The organism is Paraburkholderia sp. (assembly GCF_049581445.1).
GTDB lineage: Bacteria > Pseudomonadota > Gammaproteobacteria > Burkholderiales > Burkholderiaceae > Paraburkholderia.
The window spans coordinates 70,965-86,978 of the sequence record NZ_JBAURZ010000341.1 but is presented as its reverse complement, the minus strand read 5'-3'; the positions used below and the strand labels follow the sequence as shown (position 1 = coordinate 86,978).

Below are 16,014 nucleotides of genomic sequence, written 5' to 3'. Positions count from 1 at the left end.
CCGCAGAACAGGCGGCCCGTTTGTCCGACGAGACGGTCGTGTGCCGCTGCGAAGGCATCAGCGCGAGCGAACTGCGCCGCGTGATCCACGACGAAGGCGCGCGTGAGGCGAATCGCGCCAAGGCGTTCAGCCGGGTCGGCATGGGGCGTTGCCAGGGGCGCTATTGCGCTCATGCCGCAGCCGAAGTGATTGCCGCCGCAGCGGGTGTGCCGCTCGAAACGGTGGGACGCCTGCGCGGCCAGGCACCGGTCAAACCGTTTCCAATTTCGACGATTGTCGTCACGGCTGCAAGGCCCGACGTCACAAGTGCAACCACAAGCGCACCCGCAAGCGCGGCCACTGCAACGGATACGCTGGAGGACATATGAGCGGGACGAATCGGACCGACGCGGATGTGGTGATCGTCGGCGGCGGATTTATGGGCATTGCCTCCGCGTTTTTCCTCCGTCAACGCGGCCGTTCAGTGGTCGTGCTCGAACGCGGCTTGATTGGGCAGCAGGCAAGCGGGGTGAACTTCGGCAATGTGCGCCGGCAGGGACGTTATCTGCCGCAATTGCCGCTTGCAAACCGGTCGCGCGAGATCTGGGGCAAGCTGCCCGAGTTGATCGGACACGACGCGGAGTTTCTGATGTCCGGCCATATTCGCGTGTGCTATCGACAGGAGCAGGACGACGCGCTCGAAGTGTATGCGCGCGAAGCGGCGCATTATGGTCTGAAGCTCGCCCTGTATCGCGGCGCGGAACTGCACGCGAAATTTCCGTTTCTCGGCAGGGAAGTGTTATCCGGATCGCATTCGATCATGGATGGCCACGCGAATCCACGTCTGGCCGCACCTGCGTTTGGACGTGCAGCGGCGCGTGCGGGTGCCCGCCTCGAAGAGAACACCGAGATCGCCACCGTGGAGAAAGACGGCGATCTGTTTCGCGCAACCAGTACGGACGGCCGCGTGTTCTGCGCGCCGAACATGCTGATTACGGCGGGCGCCTGGGGCAACCAGTTGAGCACGCAATTCGGTGAAGCGGTGCCGATCATGGTCAACGGGCCGCAGATGGCCGTTACTGAACCGGTACCGTACTCGATCCAGCCGGTGGTCGGTGTAACGTCGCCAATGCTCGAAGAGATCATTTATTTCCGGCAAGTGGCGCGCGGCAATATCGTCATTGGTGGCTGTGCACGTGCCCCTGCATTTCTCGACCAGCGCCGCGCGAAAGTGCTGCCGGAGAGCACCTTGTTGCAATTCAAACAGCTCGCCCGGGTCGCCCCTGCTGTGACGAGGCTGAACATCATCCGCGTGTGGAGCGGGGTGGAAGGCTATATGCCCGACGATCATCCGATCATGGGGCCCAGCGGCAAGGTGGATGGCCTCTACTACGCATTCGGTTTCTGCGGACATGGCTTCCAGTTGGGACCGGGCGTTGGGGATGTGATGGCCGAACTGATCGACACCGGTGCAACCAGTACGCCGATCGAACCGTTCGCGATCCAGCGCTTCGCCACGACGGCGAATGCCACACCGATTGCGGCATAGCGGAGCGCGACATGGCAAAACATCTCGAGTATGCGGAAGTTGACATGCCGGTTTCTGGGTTCGTGCGTGAGCCGGAGACGGTCAATACGCCGTGCACGCCTTCGCGCGCTGTCGAACGGGCCGTCGCTTTTATTGAAACCTACTTCGCGCAGCCGGTGAGTCTCGCTACGCTCGCCGCGACGGCGGGACTCAGTGTGTCCCGTTTCGCTACGCTGTTCCGGCTGGAAGTGGGGATTTCTCCGCATCGATACGTCTGCCTGGTACGCATCCGGCATGCGCAGCGTCTGCTGCGTCATGGAATCCCGCCATCGGTCGTTGCGACCGAAGTCGGCTTCTTCGATCAGAGTCATCTCGGGCGCCATTTCAGGCGCACCGTCGGCGTGACGCCTGGCGACTACGTCATGCAGCCTTCGTCACGTTGATGCAGGATGATCTGCGTCGCGCCCGGGGCCATGCGCGACGCAGAATCGGAAAAAGGCCTGATGCAGGCCTTAAAGTATGAGGTGGCCAGACAAGCTGGCCGCGTGATGCAATGCATCACCATCCGTAAAATCGCGGCCATGTTTCGATGCTGCCGTCCTCGGCGAGTGCCTGGTAGACGGGATGTTGTGCGCCGGTTGCACACGCGTGATTGGGCAGGATCCGTAGTCGCGTCCCGATTGGAAACCTGTGTGCGATTTCGCGATCGGGTGTGCCAGTCCGGGAGATGATCCCGTGCTCCTGATTGGCGCCGCTCATCACATAGTCGCCCAGCACTTCGCCATTTTCCGAGCAGACCAGTCCGTATCCAAAGTCCCGTTGCTGGCGTTGCGTGCCACGGTCCCGGCTCATCGCCATCCAGCCAGCGTCGACGATCGCCCAACCTTTGTCTTCCTGGTGGCCAATCACGGTGGTCAACACGCTTAGAGCGATCTCGGATGTGTCGTTGACGCCCACGTTATGCATGACCAGATCGAACATCACGTACACGCCGGCACGGACCTCGGTAACACCTTCGAGGTGCTCAGCGGTCAGCGCGGTCGGTGTCGATCCGATGCTCACGACTTCGCACGGTATGTCCGCCGCGCGAAGCCGTTCAGCAGCGCGGACGCAACCGGATCGCTCCTGCTCGGCGATGCGCACAAGTGGGTCGTGAGTGTCGTATTCGTAGCTTGATCCGGCGTGTGCCAGCACGCCGCCAACGTGCATGCCGCCTTCTTTCAGAACCTTGCCAATCGCGAGGAGCAAATCGTCCTCAGGGAGGACGCCAGAGCGGTGACCGTCGACGTCGATCTCGATCCAGACGTCGAAGGCTTCGCCATGTTCCCGGCCGAATGCTTCGATTGCTTCTGCGCACGCGATGCTATCGGCAACGATCTTCAGATCGCAGCCTTGCCGGCGCAGTTCGAGTGCCTGACCCAGCTTGCCGGGTGCCATGCCAACGGCGTAGACGATGTCGCGAATACCCGTGGCAAAGAACTGTTCGGCTTCCTTGAGTGTGGACACCGTGATGCCTTGCGCACCGGCGGCAATTTGCGCGTCTACGACCTGAACACATTTCGTCGTCTTGACGTGTGGTCTGAAACGAACGCCGAGCCCATTCAGGCGCTGCTGCATCCGCTCGATGTTGCGCACCATGCGCGCCACGTCGATCAATGCTGCCGGGGTGTTCAGAGACTGCAGGCTCATCGGTGGCTCCCTTCGTTTTTGACGATTTAAACGTAGTCTGGAAGCGCGCTGATGCGCGTCCAGATGAAGAGGTCACTATAGGAAGCCGTCCAGCGCTTGTGTTTAATGCGAGGTGAACCCTCCGTTAAACCAGACTAAATACGCTATCAGCGGCGCCACGGCGGCGGATCGAACGCCCGCTTTGCCGCGTCGAGAAACAGGCGCTGGCGGCTCGACACGCCGTGGCGTGACGGCAGCAGGGCCATGACGGGAGCGGGTTCCAGGCGCCACGCCGGCAGCACGCGCACCAGTTTCCCGGTCGTGATGAGGCGGGCGGCATCCCACTCGGAACGCTCGATGATGCCGAGTCCCTCGACGGCCCAGTCGCTGATGACGGTACCGTCGTTGGATGACAGCACACCGGACATCCGTACCGTAACGGCTTTGCTTGTGTGGTTTCCGTCTGCATCTGCCTGGATGAAACGCAGGCGCATTGCATCTTCGTCGTTCTCGCGCAAACATAGACATTCGCACTGTGCAAGCTCGGATGGATGCGCGATCTTGCGTAGACGTCGTGCGAGTGCGGGACTGGCGCATAGAAAACGTTCATTCGGCGCCAGATAGTGCCCAATCCACGACGACGCCTTGATGTTGCCGATGGACACGACAACATCAGCTCCCGAAGCGGACGCGGGCGGGCTGTCTGACAGGTAGAGCGAAATTGCCAGATTCGGATGCGCCTGGTGCAGGTCACGGACCAGCGGTGCAATGTGCGCACGTCCGAACCCAAAAGGAGCGACGATACGCAGATTGCCGCTGACGGCCCCCAATTCTCCAGACACGCGAGACGGGATGGCTTCGATCCGCTCAAGCACTTCCGTTGCTTCCTGAAGCAGCCGCTGACCTTCGTCGGTCAGCGAGATGCCTCGTGCTTCGCGCACGGCCAGTTGCACGCCCAGACGCTCCTCCAGTCGCTGTAGCCGGACCGTGACGGCGGGCGGAGTGAGATTCAGGAGCCTGGCGGCTGCCGCGAGCGATCGCGACACGCCGAGGGCGCGGAACAGACGCATATCGTCCAGTTCGATCATTAAACTACCTTTAACGATGGATTCACTCGATATTAAACACGACAAACTTCTGGTTTCCTATAGTGAGCCGTATGAACCCTATCAGCCAAGTACCTGAGCGTGACAGCGTTGATCCGCATACCTGTCGCAGCTTCTATATCGACGGCCGCTGGACGTCGCCCGCTCACCCCGCCTCGATGCCGGTCGTCAATCCGGCAACCGAGCTGGTGGTGGGAGAGATCGCGACAGGATCGGCGGAAGACGTCGACCGTGCAGTCGTTGCGGCGCGTGCAGCTTTCTCTGGCTGGTCAACCTCGCCCGTAGCGTTGCGCGTGGGTATCCTGGACCGGATTCATCAGCTCATTCTCGAACGCAAAGAGGCTTTTGCGCAGACGCTGTCACTTGAGATGGGCGCCGCGATCGGCTTTGCGCGCGCAATGCAGGTGCCGCTCGCGGCGGAGCACGTTCGGGTAGCGCGGGATCTGCTGGCGAGCTATCGCTTCCGCACCGTGGAAAACGGTACCGCTATCGTGCGAGAGCCGATTGGCGTGTGTGCCCTCATCACGCCATGGAATTGGCCGCTCTATCAGATCACGGCGAAGGTGGCGCCGGCGCTAGCCGCCGGATGCACAGTGATTCTCAAGCCCAGCGAGCTATCGCCGTTAAGCGCGCTTCTGTTTGCGCAACTGGTCCACGATGCCGGCTTGCCCCCGGGCGTGTTTAATCTCGTCAATGGAAGCGGACCCGAGGTCGGCGACGCGCTGGCGAGGCACCCGGATATCGACATGATTTCGATCACGGGGTCGAACCGGGCGGGCGCGCTTGTCGCGCAGGCAGCAGCCCAATCTGTGAAGCGCGTGACGCAGGAGCTGGGCGGCAAGTCGCCGAACATCCTGCTTCCTGATGCGGATTTTGCCAAAGTGGTTCCGCTTGGCGTGATGGCCGCGTTTCGAAACGTGGGTCAATCCTGCAGCGCGCCCACAAGGATGATCGTGCCACGCGACCGGCTTGCCGAGGTCGAGGCGCTTGCCGCTCAGACCGCCAATGCAATCGTCGTTGGGGACCCGGCATCCGAAGAAACCGTGCTTGGGCCGCTCGCAAACGAGGCGCAGTTTAAGCGCGTGCAAACGATGATCGATGCGGGCATCCGCGAGGGCGCGAGGCTGATATGCGGCGGCCCCGGGCGCGTGGCGGCATTTAGCAAGGGCTTCTATGTTAGGCCCACTGTTTTCTCCGATGTCGAATCGCTGATGCGGATCGCGCAGGAAGAGATTTTCGGCCCGGTCCTCTGCATCATTCCGTACGATACCGTCGACGATGCGGTCCGCATTGCGAACAGCACGTCCTACGGATTGAGCGCCCACGTTCAGGCTCAAGACCTTGATGCAGCGCGTGCCGTTGCATCCCGCATTCGCGCCGGGCAAGTCCATCTTAATCATCCAGCCTGGGATCCGCATGCGCCGTTCGGCGGCTATAAGCGCTCGGGAAATGGACGCGAGTACGGCGTCTACGGGCTCGAAGAGTACTTCGAGACAAAAGCGATCATCGGGTTCGGTTGATTCCAGGCGAGGTTTTCTGAAAGCATGCAGTTGCACCTGAACGGCCGCGTCCGCGTTTACCGAAACATTGCAGCACCTGATTTCAAAGATGCAATCCGTTACTGTGCCGGTTTCTCTACCCCGGCTTTTTCCGCTGATAACAGGACCAGGACATGACCCTCTTCAAGCCCAAATACATCACCTTCGACTGCTACGGTACGCTGACGCGCTTTCGCATGAGCGATCTGGCACGTGAGATCTTCGCCGACCGCGTTGCGGCAGAGAACATGGAGCAGTTCACGAAGGACTTTGCGTCGTACCGCATGGACGAGGTGCTCGGTGCGTGGAAGCCGTATCAGGATGTCGTCAAGAATGCCGTGCGCCGCACCCTCAAGCGCTGGAACATCGAATATATCGACGCCGAAGCTCAACGCTTCTATGACGCCGTGCCAACCTGGGGGCCGCATGCGGACGTGCCGGCAGGGCTCGCAAAAGTAGCGCATGAAATTCCGCTGGTGATTCTGTCGAATGCCTCGAACGACCAGATCCAGAGCAACGTCGACAAGCTCGGCGCGCCGTTCCACAAGGTCTTCACCGCGCAGATGGCACAGGCCTACAAGCCGCGCTTGCCTGCGTTCGAATACATGCTGGACAACCTCGGCTGTGGTCCCGAAGATATCTTGCATGTGTCGTCGAGCCTGCGTTATGACCTGATGGCTGCAGACGATCTGGGCGTGAAGAACAAGGTGTTCGTAAATCGCGGACACGGGCCGTCCAATCCTGCGTACAACTACACGGAGGTTCAGGACATTGGCGGCCTGGCAGGTGTTGTCGGCCTGTGATGGTCACGAGCGGGCCGATCAGATAACCACGGCCTAACCGGCGCAACAGGGGCCAACATGTATCTGATTCCAGAAATCGAAGCGTCGCACGAAGAAATCAAGGCTTTGCGACGAACGATTTACGCGCATCCCGAGTTGCGCTACGAAGAAACGAAAACGTCGCAACTGGTCGCAGATAACCTCGAACGATGGGGTTTGAAGGTTTATCGGGGAATGGGTAAAACGGGAGTCGTCGGCCTGTTAAAGCGCGGGACGAGTTCAAAAAGCGTGGGTTTGCGCGCCGATATGGATGCATTGCCCATTGGCGAACTCAACGCGTTCGAACATAAGTCGCAAAACCCCGGCCGCATGCACGCTTGTGGGCACGACGGGTGGTCGGACGCCAGAACGTCGACCGTTCTGTCGAACCGACGATGAGCGGCGAAGATTTCTCCTTCATGCTGCTCGAAAAACCGGGATGTTATGCGTTCCGCGGCAATGGCGAAGGGTCGCATCGTGACGCCGGGCATGGCATGGGACCGTGCACACTTCATAACGCGAGCTATGATTTCAACGATGCTTTGTTGTCGACGGGTTCGACCTATTGGGTGAAGCTGGATGAAAGGTTTTTGTCGGCTTGACGACTACACTTACTCGCGTTATCCAACGCTAGCGCAATCTCGAACTGGAGCCGATTCATGGATGGTAGCGAACATAACTCTCAGCGTCCGGTGACGAGGAATCCCGATGGTCTTGCCACGCCGGGCGGCCACTACAGTCACGTTGCAATAGCCAACGGCATGGTTTTCGTGTCAGGACAATTGCCGATCGATGCGCAAGGGCAGAAGTTGACGAACGCATCGTTCGAAGCTCAGGCGGAACAGGTGCTGGCGAATCTGAAAGCGGCGCTCGCCGGTGCCGGTAGCAGCATCGAGCAACTAATCCAGGTGCGTGTATATATCGTCGATATCGAACACTGGGCGACCTTCAATCAGATTTATGCCCGATGGGCGAACAATGCCCAGCCGGCCCGCGCCGTCGTCCCGGTTCCCGTCCTTCACTTCGGCTTCAAGATTGAAGTCGAGGCCATCGCTTTACTGTAGGGTGTGGCCGGTCTACGGACTCCGCTTGGTCGGTGATATTGGGGCTGGATTCAGATCGACTACTGCGCGGTACGTCAACCCACCATGCACAGGGAATCAATCGACTTCCGCGGCAAGACGTTAAGGTGAGAGGTGGTATCAACATCCGGAGTCTGATCTCGGCTCCAGGGAAGCTCCCAGTGATGGGACGGTTTGATGCAGGGTAGATTGAAGAACCCATAAGTATGCCCAGCCGGAACGCGGAACGGGCGACGATAGGGAGACATGCTGTGCAAAATGAATCGACAAGCTGGTCAACCAGCGAGGTGGCGGTCGAAGACAGGACCGATGCCTGGCAGGACATACTGAGCGGAAGCTATCGTGAGTGGCAGGTGCCGCAGCGGGTGCCAGCCACGTTCTACGCGGCGCTACGCCGACACGATTTCGCCGGCGCCGAGATAGTGGAGACCATCTGCGACCCCTGCGTCGGAGAACGGACCGGCAAGCAAGTACACCGCGACGACGAGTTGTATGTGGGTGTGCAACTCACTACCAGCGGGCGCGAGCGATTCAAGATCGGTGACAGCGGTGTTGAGGTCCGCTCTGGCGACCTGGTGGTGTGGACGACCGACCAGGTGGTCCAGTTTGAAGTCATGGAGCGCCTGCATAAAGTGACGCTGATGATTCCATGGTCGCTGATGCGCGAGCGCATGCCTGAGCGCAAACAGCCACCGTCCGGTGGACGCATTGAAAGCAAAACCGGCGTCGGCTCTCTGCTTGCGGTTCACCTGCTTGCGCTATCCAACGAAATTTCTTCGCTCGACCCCACCGTCCAGGGATCGGTAAGCCGGTCGACCCTTGAGCTGCTGGGGATCGCCTTATCGGGTCAACAGCATGTCGCAACGTTTGACGCCAGCGCCATGATGCTGAGAAAAGTACACGACTACATCCTCCAGCATCTCCACGAAGACGGACTGACACCAGCGCGCATCGCAGAGTCATGCGGCATTTCTTTGCGTTACCTGCATATGTTGTTCCAGAGAAGCGATATGACCGTGTCCGGATACGTTATCCACAGTCGATTGATGGCATGCAAGCAGGCACTTTTGGACCCGTCTTATAACCGCTATCAAATCGCCGAAATCGCGTATCGATTCGGTTTCAACTCGACCAGCCACTTCTGTCGCGCGTTCAAGGAAAAGTTTGGCGAATCACCCGGCGATGCTCGCCGTGCAGCAATTGCATCGTAAAGGCCCACAGCGCCTGCGGGTACCTGCCAGCATCGCGAGCATGAGGAAGCAGTCTTCCATGCCCGTAGGCTGCCTCGTGTCAACTAAACATAGTGGCCCGCACGTTCCAGGACCTCAATTTTGTAGCCATCGGGGTCCTGCAGAAAGAAGAAGCGGGCAAGCATCTCATCACCGCGCTTGAATTCCTTGATGGGTAGTGGATTGAGTCCGAGGCCAGACATGCGGGTATGTTCGACTTCGAGATTCGGCACAGCAACGGCGATATGACCGTAGCCGTCGCCATGCGTGTACTCGGCGTCGCGGCCTTTGTTCCACGTCAGTTCGATTTCGACGTCGTTCTCACTGTTCTTCAGATAAACGAGGGAAAACTCGGGGAAGTCCAGACGATGACTGGTCTTCAATTCCAGCGCGTCCTCGTAAAACTTCAGTGACTTGGCGAGGTCGAAAACTCGAATCATGGAATGAATGATTTTTGGCAATTTCACACCTGTGCGTCCTGACGCAAAAAGCGACCCGGCGATGACCGGGCCGCTATGAGCTACTTGTTTAAACCGAGAAACGGCAGAGCGTCTCGCCACCGTCAATGCGGATGAGGTCCCCGTGCATGTAGCTCGACTCGTCCGACCCGAGGAAGACGGCCAGGTTGGCAATGTCTTCGACTTCACCCCAACGTTTCAGCGGGATGAGGTCCGTGAAGGCTTTGTCGAAGTCCTTGTCGTCGAACAGCGCGCGCGTCAACGAAGTCTTCGCGTACGTCGGACAGATACCGTTCACCCGAATCTTGTCGCGACCGTATTCGATGGCGAGACATCGAGTCAGATTTGCCGCGGCGCCTTTCGAGATGTTGTAGACCGACTGCTTCGGATGTCCCTGAAGGCCTGCGGTCGATACGATATTGACGATGTTTCCGCCGCGACCCTGCTTCAGAAATACCTTGATGGCCTCCTGGCAACCAAACCATGTGCCCCGCACGTTGACGTCGAAGCACGCGTCCAGGTCCTCGACCGTGAACTCGTGAGCGAGCTTTCCAGCACGGTAGATGCCGGCGTTGTTCACGATGACGTCGAGCCCACCGTACACGCGAACCGCTTCTTGAACGAGGTTGGCGACCTCCGGCTGCCTGGTGACATTGCACGACACGTAGGTTGCTTCGCCGCCCGCTTCCCTGATGGCAGCAACGGTCGTGAGTTGGGCGTTACCCTCAAAGCCGCCTTGATTCGGTTCTTCGTGAATGTCGCTGACGACGACCTTTGCACCTTCGGCCGCGTACGACAGCGCAATGCCGCGACCAAATCCTGAACTTGCGCCAGTAACGATGGCGACTTTGCCTTTTAACCTGTCCATGCGCTGCTCCTCCATCTAATGTGTGGGTCACGACTACGACGAGAATGCCGTAAATGTCTGAACAGAAATCTTCCCGTTCCTCACGAAGAGCGTGTCGGTCGCCATCGGTACCCACGGTTTTGCTTCCCACGCGAGATAGGCGACTTCCCGTTCGGTGCTCTTGCTGGTCACTTTGAACGCGGTCCAGAACGCTGGCTCCGCGCTATCGAGAAATGTCTTAAAAAAAGCGCGAATCTCACTCAACCCACGATATGTCTTGCCGGGCGTTACGAGTACCGAACGTTCATCGTAGTCCTTAAGGAGTTCGTCTAGTCCCTTCGCGAATGCGCCGAGGTGATGGTCGAATACCTGGCTGGTCAAGTCGTCAGCCTGCAAGGTTAAATCTGTCATGTTGACCCCTTCGTTGGTCGCGCGGCCATTGACGGAACAGTCGCCGGTCCGCACTGAATATGCAATGCCTTAACCGGCGTACGCGCGCTGCGCTTCGTCCCACGTCACAACCACGATGGGCGTGCCGTCTTCCTTGATGAACGAGAGCGGCCCGAGGAAGGTCATGTAGAACTCGCTATCAACCGGGAAGGACGTCTTGTCGTGGCGGGCGTTGGCGGATTCATAGCCATAGGCGGGCGCGACGACGGTGTCCCCCCCTTCCTCAGCGCCGCCGCGCACGTCCATGCGGCCTTTTGTCAGGAGGTATTCGCCGGGACCGACGTGGAAGTGCGCGTTGAAGGATGAACCTGCTGGGCAGTCAAAGATGGCCGTCCAGGCGCCCATCTCCGGCGAGGCGTGCAGCATCTTCCAGCGAATGCCGCCGCGCGACAGAGCGTCGGGGAAGGCTTTCCACGGGATGTCATTGATCTGGACTGCCTCTTCGCGCACATGGGGTTTGATTTCCATTGCCGTCTCCTTGAATTATCCAGGCATGGTGCCCGGGTGGGGTTGGGGTGTGATTCAAGAATAGGCGCAAGGGCATCGAAGTGATTGCACGGAAGTGCAGGAGCGATTGACCAGAAGTGCACTGCGGCGAGGGGGAAATCGCGAGCGATTTTCCGGTGATGGTTACGGAAAGCGGATAGATGCAGTCAGACCGCAAGGCGGCCGGTTGCTCGTCGCCGGTCGTTCATCGCGCACAGAGTGATAGCACTTGGCGAACCATGGTGACGTGGGCGCTATCGTTCGCTGTGCCAGCAAACCGGGGGGCCATCGCGTTGATCGTTTCGTGTCCCGGCGGAGGCAACTCGGCGTGTTGGCAGACGCCATGACTTACTGGACAAATACCTGGCGCGCGATGGCGACTTCGACTAACTAGCTCGTACTCGTCAAGGCGACGATAAAGTCGAGAAATACCCGTGTCTTCGCTGGCGTATGATGCCGCGACGGATGGTACGCATAGAGCGGAAAGCGTTCGTCGGACCAGTCTGGGAACAGATTAACGAGCCGTCCCTCCCGAATCAACGGTTCAGCGCCAAGCAATAACATCTGTACGATGCCGGAGCCGGCTAGACACGCGTTCAGCAGGGCACTCGGATCGTTCACGATAAGCCTTCCATTTGTTTCTACTTCAAGCTTTTTGCGCTTGCGATGAAACTCCCACAGATACGGCTTGCCAGTTTCCGGGTTCCGGAATTCGAGGCACCGGTGCACGCCGAGCCCTAATTCTTGCGGCTCCGTCGGCCGGCCGCGCCGGGCGAGGTAAGAGGGTGCTGCAACCGTGACAACCGCGGTGTCCAGAAGCTTTCTCGCAACCAGACTAGATGAGCGCGGTTCGCCGAACCGCAAGGCCAGATCGAAGCCGTCGACTACGAGGTCGCCCAGGTGATCTCTCGCGATCAGTTCGAGTTCAAGTTCAGGATGTGCATCCATGAATTTATCAAGCCCGGGGCCCAGAATAACCCGCAAAAAAGCCGGATCAAGATTGATCCGCAACTTCCCGCGCACTGTCGCGGCACCCCCTGTCGCGGCAGCGGCGGCTTCCTCCATTCCTCTTAAATGCGGCATGACCTGTTCGTAGAATCGTCGGCCCTCCTCAGTAAGGGAGACGGCACGGGTGGTTCGATTGAAGAGGCGTATTTTCAGCCGTTTTTCGAGTCGGGCGATTGCCCGGCTCACCCCGGGTGGCGACATGCCCATTACTTCAGACGCGGCTGCAAATGTCCCCGCATCGACGACGGCAGCAAATACGCTGATACCACTGGAGATGTTTTCGCTGGACGATCTCATAGGCGCTGCATTCGGGTCATGTTGGTGGTCTGAAGAATTCCGTCGAACGCTAACACACTGCTGCACCGGGGCCGACCACTGGGCTAGTTGACCCGCAGGGCGCGTTAAGTACCCTGTACGCGACATATTAGTAACTATATGTCACCTAACAAGTGCCATTCATGTCATTTTGTTTCTCATCACGTTTACCCACAATGCATCCCAAGGGCGCACATCACCCTCAATAACCCAAGGAGCATTGCTATGAATACCCGTCATCTCCTGCTGGCCGTCTCGGCCGCTATCGCCTTCCCTGTCGCTGGATACGCTCAGGAATCTGGCTCGACCGTTACCCGTGCACAGGTGCGCGCAGAACTCGTGCAACTGGAAAGCGTGGGCTACCGGCCCGGCCGTGCCAATAACCCCCATTACCCCGACGACATTCAGGCGGCCGAGGCAAAGGTAGCCGCGCAGACGAGCGCCAACTCGAACATTGACAGCGGCATAGGCGGCGTGCGCGGCGGTTCGTCCGCTTCAGGCAGCTTCGTGACCGCGCGCACACCGGTCACTTCGCTTTACACACATCACTGATTTCTACACAAGGAGTAGCAGAAATGTACGCAATTACAGGAATCACAGGAAAGGTTGGCGGCGCCGTGGCGCGTGCTCTACTCGCAGCGGGGCAGCCGGTGCGGGCGGTCGTACGGGATGCCGCGCGAGCACGGTCGTGGGCCGAACGCGGCTGCGAAGTGGTGACGGCCAACATGGACGATGCGACTGCGCTTGCCGCCGCCTTCGAGGGCATGGAGGGCGTCTTCATTCTGCCGCCGTCCGACTTTGATCCGGCGCCGGGTTTTCCGGAAGCACGTGTGGTCATCGACGCGGTGCGCGCGGCGCTTCAATCGGCGAGACCGGGCAAGGTTGTCTGCCTGTCGACGATTGGCGCGCAGGCCACCGAGACCAATCTGCTCACGCAGCGCACGCTGATGGAGGAGGCGCTGCGCGAGTTGTCGATTCCGGTGACATTCCTGCGTCCTGGCTGGTTCATGGAAAACGCTTCATGGGACGTGGCACCCGCCCGCGACACGGGGATCATCCGCAGCTTTCTGCAACCGCTCGACAAGCCCGTACCGATGGTTGCGACCGCAGACGTCGGCCGTGTCGCAGCGCAACTGCTTCAGCAGACGTGGAACGGTGTGCGCATCGTCGAGCTTGAAGGGCCGCGGCGCGTTTCCCCGAACGACATCGCGGCGACGTTTGCCCAGATACTTGGCCGTCCGGTACGAGCCGAGGTCGTCGCGCGCGACACCTGGGAGGCGCTGTTCCGCTCGCAAGGCATGAAGGAGCCGATGCCGCGCATGCGCATGGTCGATGGATTCAACGAAGGCTGGATCTGCTTCGAAGGCAAGGAAGTCAACGTCGTCAAAGGCGACGTGGAACTGGAAACCGTTCTGCGCGCGCTTGTCTCGCAGGAAGACTGAGGCAGGTGCACCTGGCGACGCGCACACGATGTCACGTTGCCAGGTGTCTGCTTGAACACTCCACTAGCAGGTGAATCAGGCGCGGGACTGGCACTACAGCCAACGCCAGATACCCGCGGCCCAACCGGCGAGTGGGCGATGAGCCCACGTCGCTGCGAGCCAGACGACGAGGCCACCCAGCAGTGCGTGCAAGCCGAATCCGCCCAGCCGCGCCCGCCCGGTGGCGATTGCCGCGAACGGCAGATAGCTCGTCTTTGACTCCCATTCGGGCCACAGACTGGGCTGGAGTTGTTCCTTCTTCCGGTCCTGGAATGCGGCCCCGACGAGCGAGAGGACGACGATAGCCGCTGCCAATACGATGTTCTTGGCCACCGGGAATACCGCGATGTGGCACAGCCCCCAAAGTGCAAACGACCACATCATCGGGTGACGCGTCACTGCGTACACGCCATGTGCCGCGGCCGGGAACGTACCGGGCGGCCCGCCGGTAGGAAACGCCGGGTTGCGGATCAGAGAGCCCATCAGGAGGATCGACGCAATCAGCATGAGGATGGTCACAACCGCCCAGAGCGCGTCTCCCGCCGGCCATAACGGTGCTGTCAAGGGCGCCTTCAGGTAGGCCACGACCAGCCAGCCGAGCGTCAGGAATGCAATCAGCGAATAGACGCCGAGGAACCCTACTTCGCCAAACGCGCGGACCAAACGGCCGCGCAGCGGATGCGACAAGAGAAAGTGGCTGCCTACGAAGGCGACTGCCGCCGCCACAACCGCATTGATGCTTCCCATTTGGCCCGGCTCCTTAAGTCATGTCGTCGGCTGACACTATTGACTTCACGCTAGCGCGGAACGCTGCGCCTGGCTGTCTCCACGATAGGCAGCACCTCGTTGGCCCATTCGAGCCAGCTCTGTTCTGTCATGATGCCGGCGCGCAGTACCGCATGCTGCAGCTTTTGCGCGGCTGACATGCGGCGCGCCGCAAAGTCGGATTGTTCGATCTCGAGATAGGTCGTCAGCCTCGCCTGGTGCTCTGCCATGAGCCGGCGCAATTCCTGATCAACCCCATGCGGCCCGATCACGGCCTCCGCCCGGAGCTTGATCAGCAGGGCACGGCTGGCTTCGCCATCCGTCGAAGGCTCCGATACCCAGCGTGCCAGTTCCGCCTTGCCTGGCTTCAGCACCTCATACAAGCGGCGCCGCCGCTTCCCCTCGTCGTTGTCATCGGTCGCAAGTATCCAGCCCGCTTCGGCCATGCGGCCGAGTTCGCGATAGATCTGCTGATGACTGGCATGCCAGAAATACCCGATTGACCTGTCAAAGCGCCGCGCAAGATCGTAGCCCGTGGAAGGCTTTTCCAGTAGCGAAGTGAGAAGGGCATGTTGAATGGACATGGGCGCCATTTTAACGGCTAGTGTCTGCGTCGCAAAAATTATATGCATCCAGTTGCATATCGTCCAGCACTTCGCTATCCTTTATGCAACCAGTTGCATATTGATGGGTCGTGAGGTGGTGTGGATGCCTGGAATCATCAATGCACGGAGGGAAGTGACCGAGCAGGGCTCGTCGACCGCTGATGGCTCTCATTGAGGAGACCTGTATGGAAGTGAACCGATTGTCCGACGCCGCGCAGCGCACGCTGTCAACCTGGCACGATCTGCTTCGACGCAATGCGATGGACGAACTGGACCCGCTGCTGGCCGACAACATCGTGTTCCGCTCGCCGGTGGCTCACACCGCCTATCCGGGCAAAGCCGCCATCAAGCTCGTGCTGAAAACCGTCAACACCGTATTCCATAACTTCCAGTACCTGCGGGGCTTCGTTAGCGAAGACGGCCGCAGCGTCGTGCTGGAATTCAGCGCCGAAGTCAGCGGCAAGGCGCTGAAGGGCATCGACATGCTGCGCTTTGACGATCAGGGCAGGATTGAAGAATTCGAGGTGATGGTGCGTCCCATGAGCGGCCTGCAGGCGCTCTCGGCCGAGATGGCCGCGCAACTGGCGCCTGCGCAGGCCGTACTGACCGGCAAGCGCGCCCCTGTCTGATCGGTTGCAATCCATTTTT

The 16,014-nt window shown here is 59.8% G+C and carries 19 protein-coding genes and 1 pseudogene; 11 read left to right on the top strand and 9 right to left on the bottom strand.

The features are described 5' to 3' along the window. The 3 genes from WCA85_RS28685 to WCA85_RS28675 all read left to right on the top strand — a co-directional run. Positions 1 to 368: (2Fe-2S)-binding protein (locus tag WCA85_RS28685; protein ID WP_424068245.1), on the top strand; the 368-nt coding region annotated here is incomplete at its 5' end. Continuing rightward, a complete protein-coding gene (locus WCA85_RS28680; RefSeq protein ID WP_424068244.1) occupies positions 365 to 1,528 on the top strand; it encodes an NAD(P)/FAD-dependent oxidoreductase in 1,164 nt (387 codons plus the stop codon). The genes WCA85_RS28685 and WCA85_RS28680, both read left to right, overlap by 4 nt. Before the next feature lie 44 nt (positions 1,529 to 1,572). Further along, positions 1,573 to 1,950 carry a helix-turn-helix domain-containing protein gene (locus WCA85_RS28675; RefSeq protein WP_424068251.1) on the top strand — a complete coding sequence of 126 codons (378 nt, stop codon included), beginning with the start codon at positions 1,573 to 1,575 and terminating at the stop codon, positions 1,948 to 1,950. 115 nt (positions 1,951 to 2,065) lie between these two features. On the opposite strand, the gene WCA85_RS28670 is transcribed toward WCA85_RS28675, so the two are convergent. Both WCA85_RS28670 and WCA85_RS28665 read right to left on the bottom strand, forming a co-directional pair. After that, a complete protein-coding gene (locus WCA85_RS28670) occupies positions 2,066 to 3,196 on the bottom strand; it encodes a DSD1 family PLP-dependent enzyme (protein ID WP_424068243.1) in 1,131 nt (376 codons plus the stop codon). 146 nt (positions 3,197 to 3,342) lie between these two features. Then, the gene (locus WCA85_RS28665; protein ID WP_424068242.1) at positions 3,343 to 4,263 is read right to left on the bottom strand and encodes a LysR substrate-binding domain-containing protein; all 921 of its coding nucleotides are present in this window, start codon (positions 4,261 to 4,263) and stop codon (positions 3,343 to 3,345) included. A 71-nt stretch (positions 4,264 to 4,334) separates the two neighbouring features. On the opposite strand from WCA85_RS28665, the gene WCA85_RS28660 reads away from it, so the two are divergent. The 5 genes and pseudogenes from WCA85_RS28660 to WCA85_RS28640 all read left to right on the top strand — a co-directional run bounded on the left by WCA85_RS28660 (position 4,335) and on the right by WCA85_RS28640 (position 8,933). After that, entirely contained in the window at positions 4,335 to 5,801 is a 1,467-nt protein-coding gene (locus tag WCA85_RS28660) for an aldehyde dehydrogenase family protein (protein WP_424068241.1), read from the top strand. 152 nt (positions 5,802 to 5,953) lie between these two features. Then, the gene (locus WCA85_RS28655; protein WP_424068240.1) at positions 5,954 to 6,622 is read left to right on the top strand and encodes a haloacid dehalogenase type II; all 669 of its coding nucleotides are present in this window, start codon (positions 5,954 to 5,956) and stop codon (positions 6,620 to 6,622) included. A 57-nt stretch (positions 6,623 to 6,679) separates the two neighbouring features. Then, positions 6,680 to 7,242 (top strand): annotated as a pseudogene (locus WCA85_RS28650) (M20/M25/M40 family metallo-hydrolase). Positions 7,243 to 7,299: 57 nt separating this feature from the next. After that, positions 7,300 to 7,704 (top strand): RidA family protein, encoded by a 405-nt coding sequence (locus WCA85_RS28645; protein ID WP_424068239.1) that lies wholly within the window; start codon positions 7,300 to 7,302, stop codon positions 7,702 to 7,704. 269 nt (positions 7,705 to 7,973) lie between these two features. Continuing rightward, entirely contained in the window at positions 7,974 to 8,933 is a 960-nt protein-coding gene (locus tag WCA85_RS28640) for a helix-turn-helix domain-containing protein (RefSeq protein ID WP_424068238.1), read from the top strand. A gap of 83 nt (positions 8,934 to 9,016) precedes the next feature. Here the strand turns inward: WCA85_RS28640 and WCA85_RS28635 are convergent, their stop codons facing one another. From WCA85_RS28635 to WCA85_RS28615, 5 genes are all read right to left on the bottom strand, one after another. Beyond that, complete coding sequence (locus WCA85_RS28635; protein ID WP_424068250.1) at positions 9,017 to 9,412, bottom strand: VOC family protein; 396 nt, start codon at positions 9,410 to 9,412, stop codon at positions 9,017 to 9,019. Between the two features lie 67 nt (positions 9,413 to 9,479). Beyond that, on the bottom strand, positions 9,480 to 10,277 hold the full coding sequence (locus WCA85_RS28630) for an SDR family NAD(P)-dependent oxidoreductase (RefSeq protein WP_424068237.1): 798 nt from the start codon (positions 10,275 to 10,277) through the stop codon (positions 9,480 to 9,482). 33 nt (positions 10,278 to 10,310) lie between these two features. Next, complete coding sequence (locus WCA85_RS28625; RefSeq protein ID WP_424068236.1) at positions 10,311 to 10,667, bottom strand: nuclear transport factor 2 family protein; 357 nt, start codon at positions 10,665 to 10,667, stop codon at positions 10,311 to 10,313. A 69-nt stretch (positions 10,668 to 10,736) separates the two neighbouring features. After that, positions 10,737 to 11,174 carry a cupin domain-containing protein gene (locus WCA85_RS28620; protein WP_424068235.1) on the bottom strand — a complete coding sequence of 146 codons (438 nt, stop codon included), beginning with the start codon at positions 11,172 to 11,174 and terminating at the stop codon, positions 10,737 to 10,739. A 408-nt stretch (positions 11,175 to 11,582) separates the two neighbouring features. Next, the gene (locus WCA85_RS28615) at positions 11,583 to 12,497 is read right to left on the bottom strand and encodes a LysR substrate-binding domain-containing protein (protein ID WP_424068249.1); all 915 of its coding nucleotides are present in this window, start codon (positions 12,495 to 12,497) and stop codon (positions 11,583 to 11,585) included. A 243-nt stretch (positions 12,498 to 12,740) separates the two neighbouring features. Here WCA85_RS28615 and WCA85_RS28610 point away from each other — a divergent pair, with 243 nt between their 5' ends. Beyond that, on the top strand, positions 12,741 to 13,067 hold the full coding sequence (locus WCA85_RS28610) for a DUF4148 domain-containing protein (protein WP_424068234.1): 327 nt from the start codon (positions 12,741 to 12,743) through the stop codon (positions 13,065 to 13,067). Between the two features lie 23 nt (positions 13,068 to 13,090). After that, complete coding sequence (locus WCA85_RS28605) at positions 13,091 to 13,957, top strand: NmrA family NAD(P)-binding protein (protein ID WP_424068233.1); 867 nt, start codon at positions 13,091 to 13,093, stop codon at positions 13,955 to 13,957. A gap of 93 nt (positions 13,958 to 14,050) precedes the next feature. Here WCA85_RS28605 and WCA85_RS28600 read toward each other — a convergent pair whose 3' ends face one another. Next, entirely contained in the window at positions 14,051 to 14,743 is a 693-nt protein-coding gene (locus WCA85_RS28600; RefSeq protein WP_424068232.1) for an NnrU family protein, read from the bottom strand. 50 nt (positions 14,744 to 14,793) lie between these two features. Continuing rightward, positions 14,794 to 15,345 carry a PadR family transcriptional regulator gene (locus tag WCA85_RS28595; protein ID WP_424068231.1) on the bottom strand — a complete coding sequence of 184 codons (552 nt, stop codon included), beginning with the start codon at positions 15,343 to 15,345 and terminating at the stop codon, positions 14,794 to 14,796. Positions 15,346 to 15,551: 206 nt separating this feature from the next. Here WCA85_RS28595 and WCA85_RS28590 point away from each other — a divergent pair, with 206 nt between their 5' ends. Next, positions 15,552 to 15,995: a nuclear transport factor 2 family protein gene (locus WCA85_RS28590; protein ID WP_424068230.1), complete on the top strand. Its 444-nt coding sequence runs from the start codon at positions 15,552 to 15,554 to the stop codon at positions 15,993 to 15,995. Positions 15,996 to 16,014: the final 19 nt, after the last annotated feature.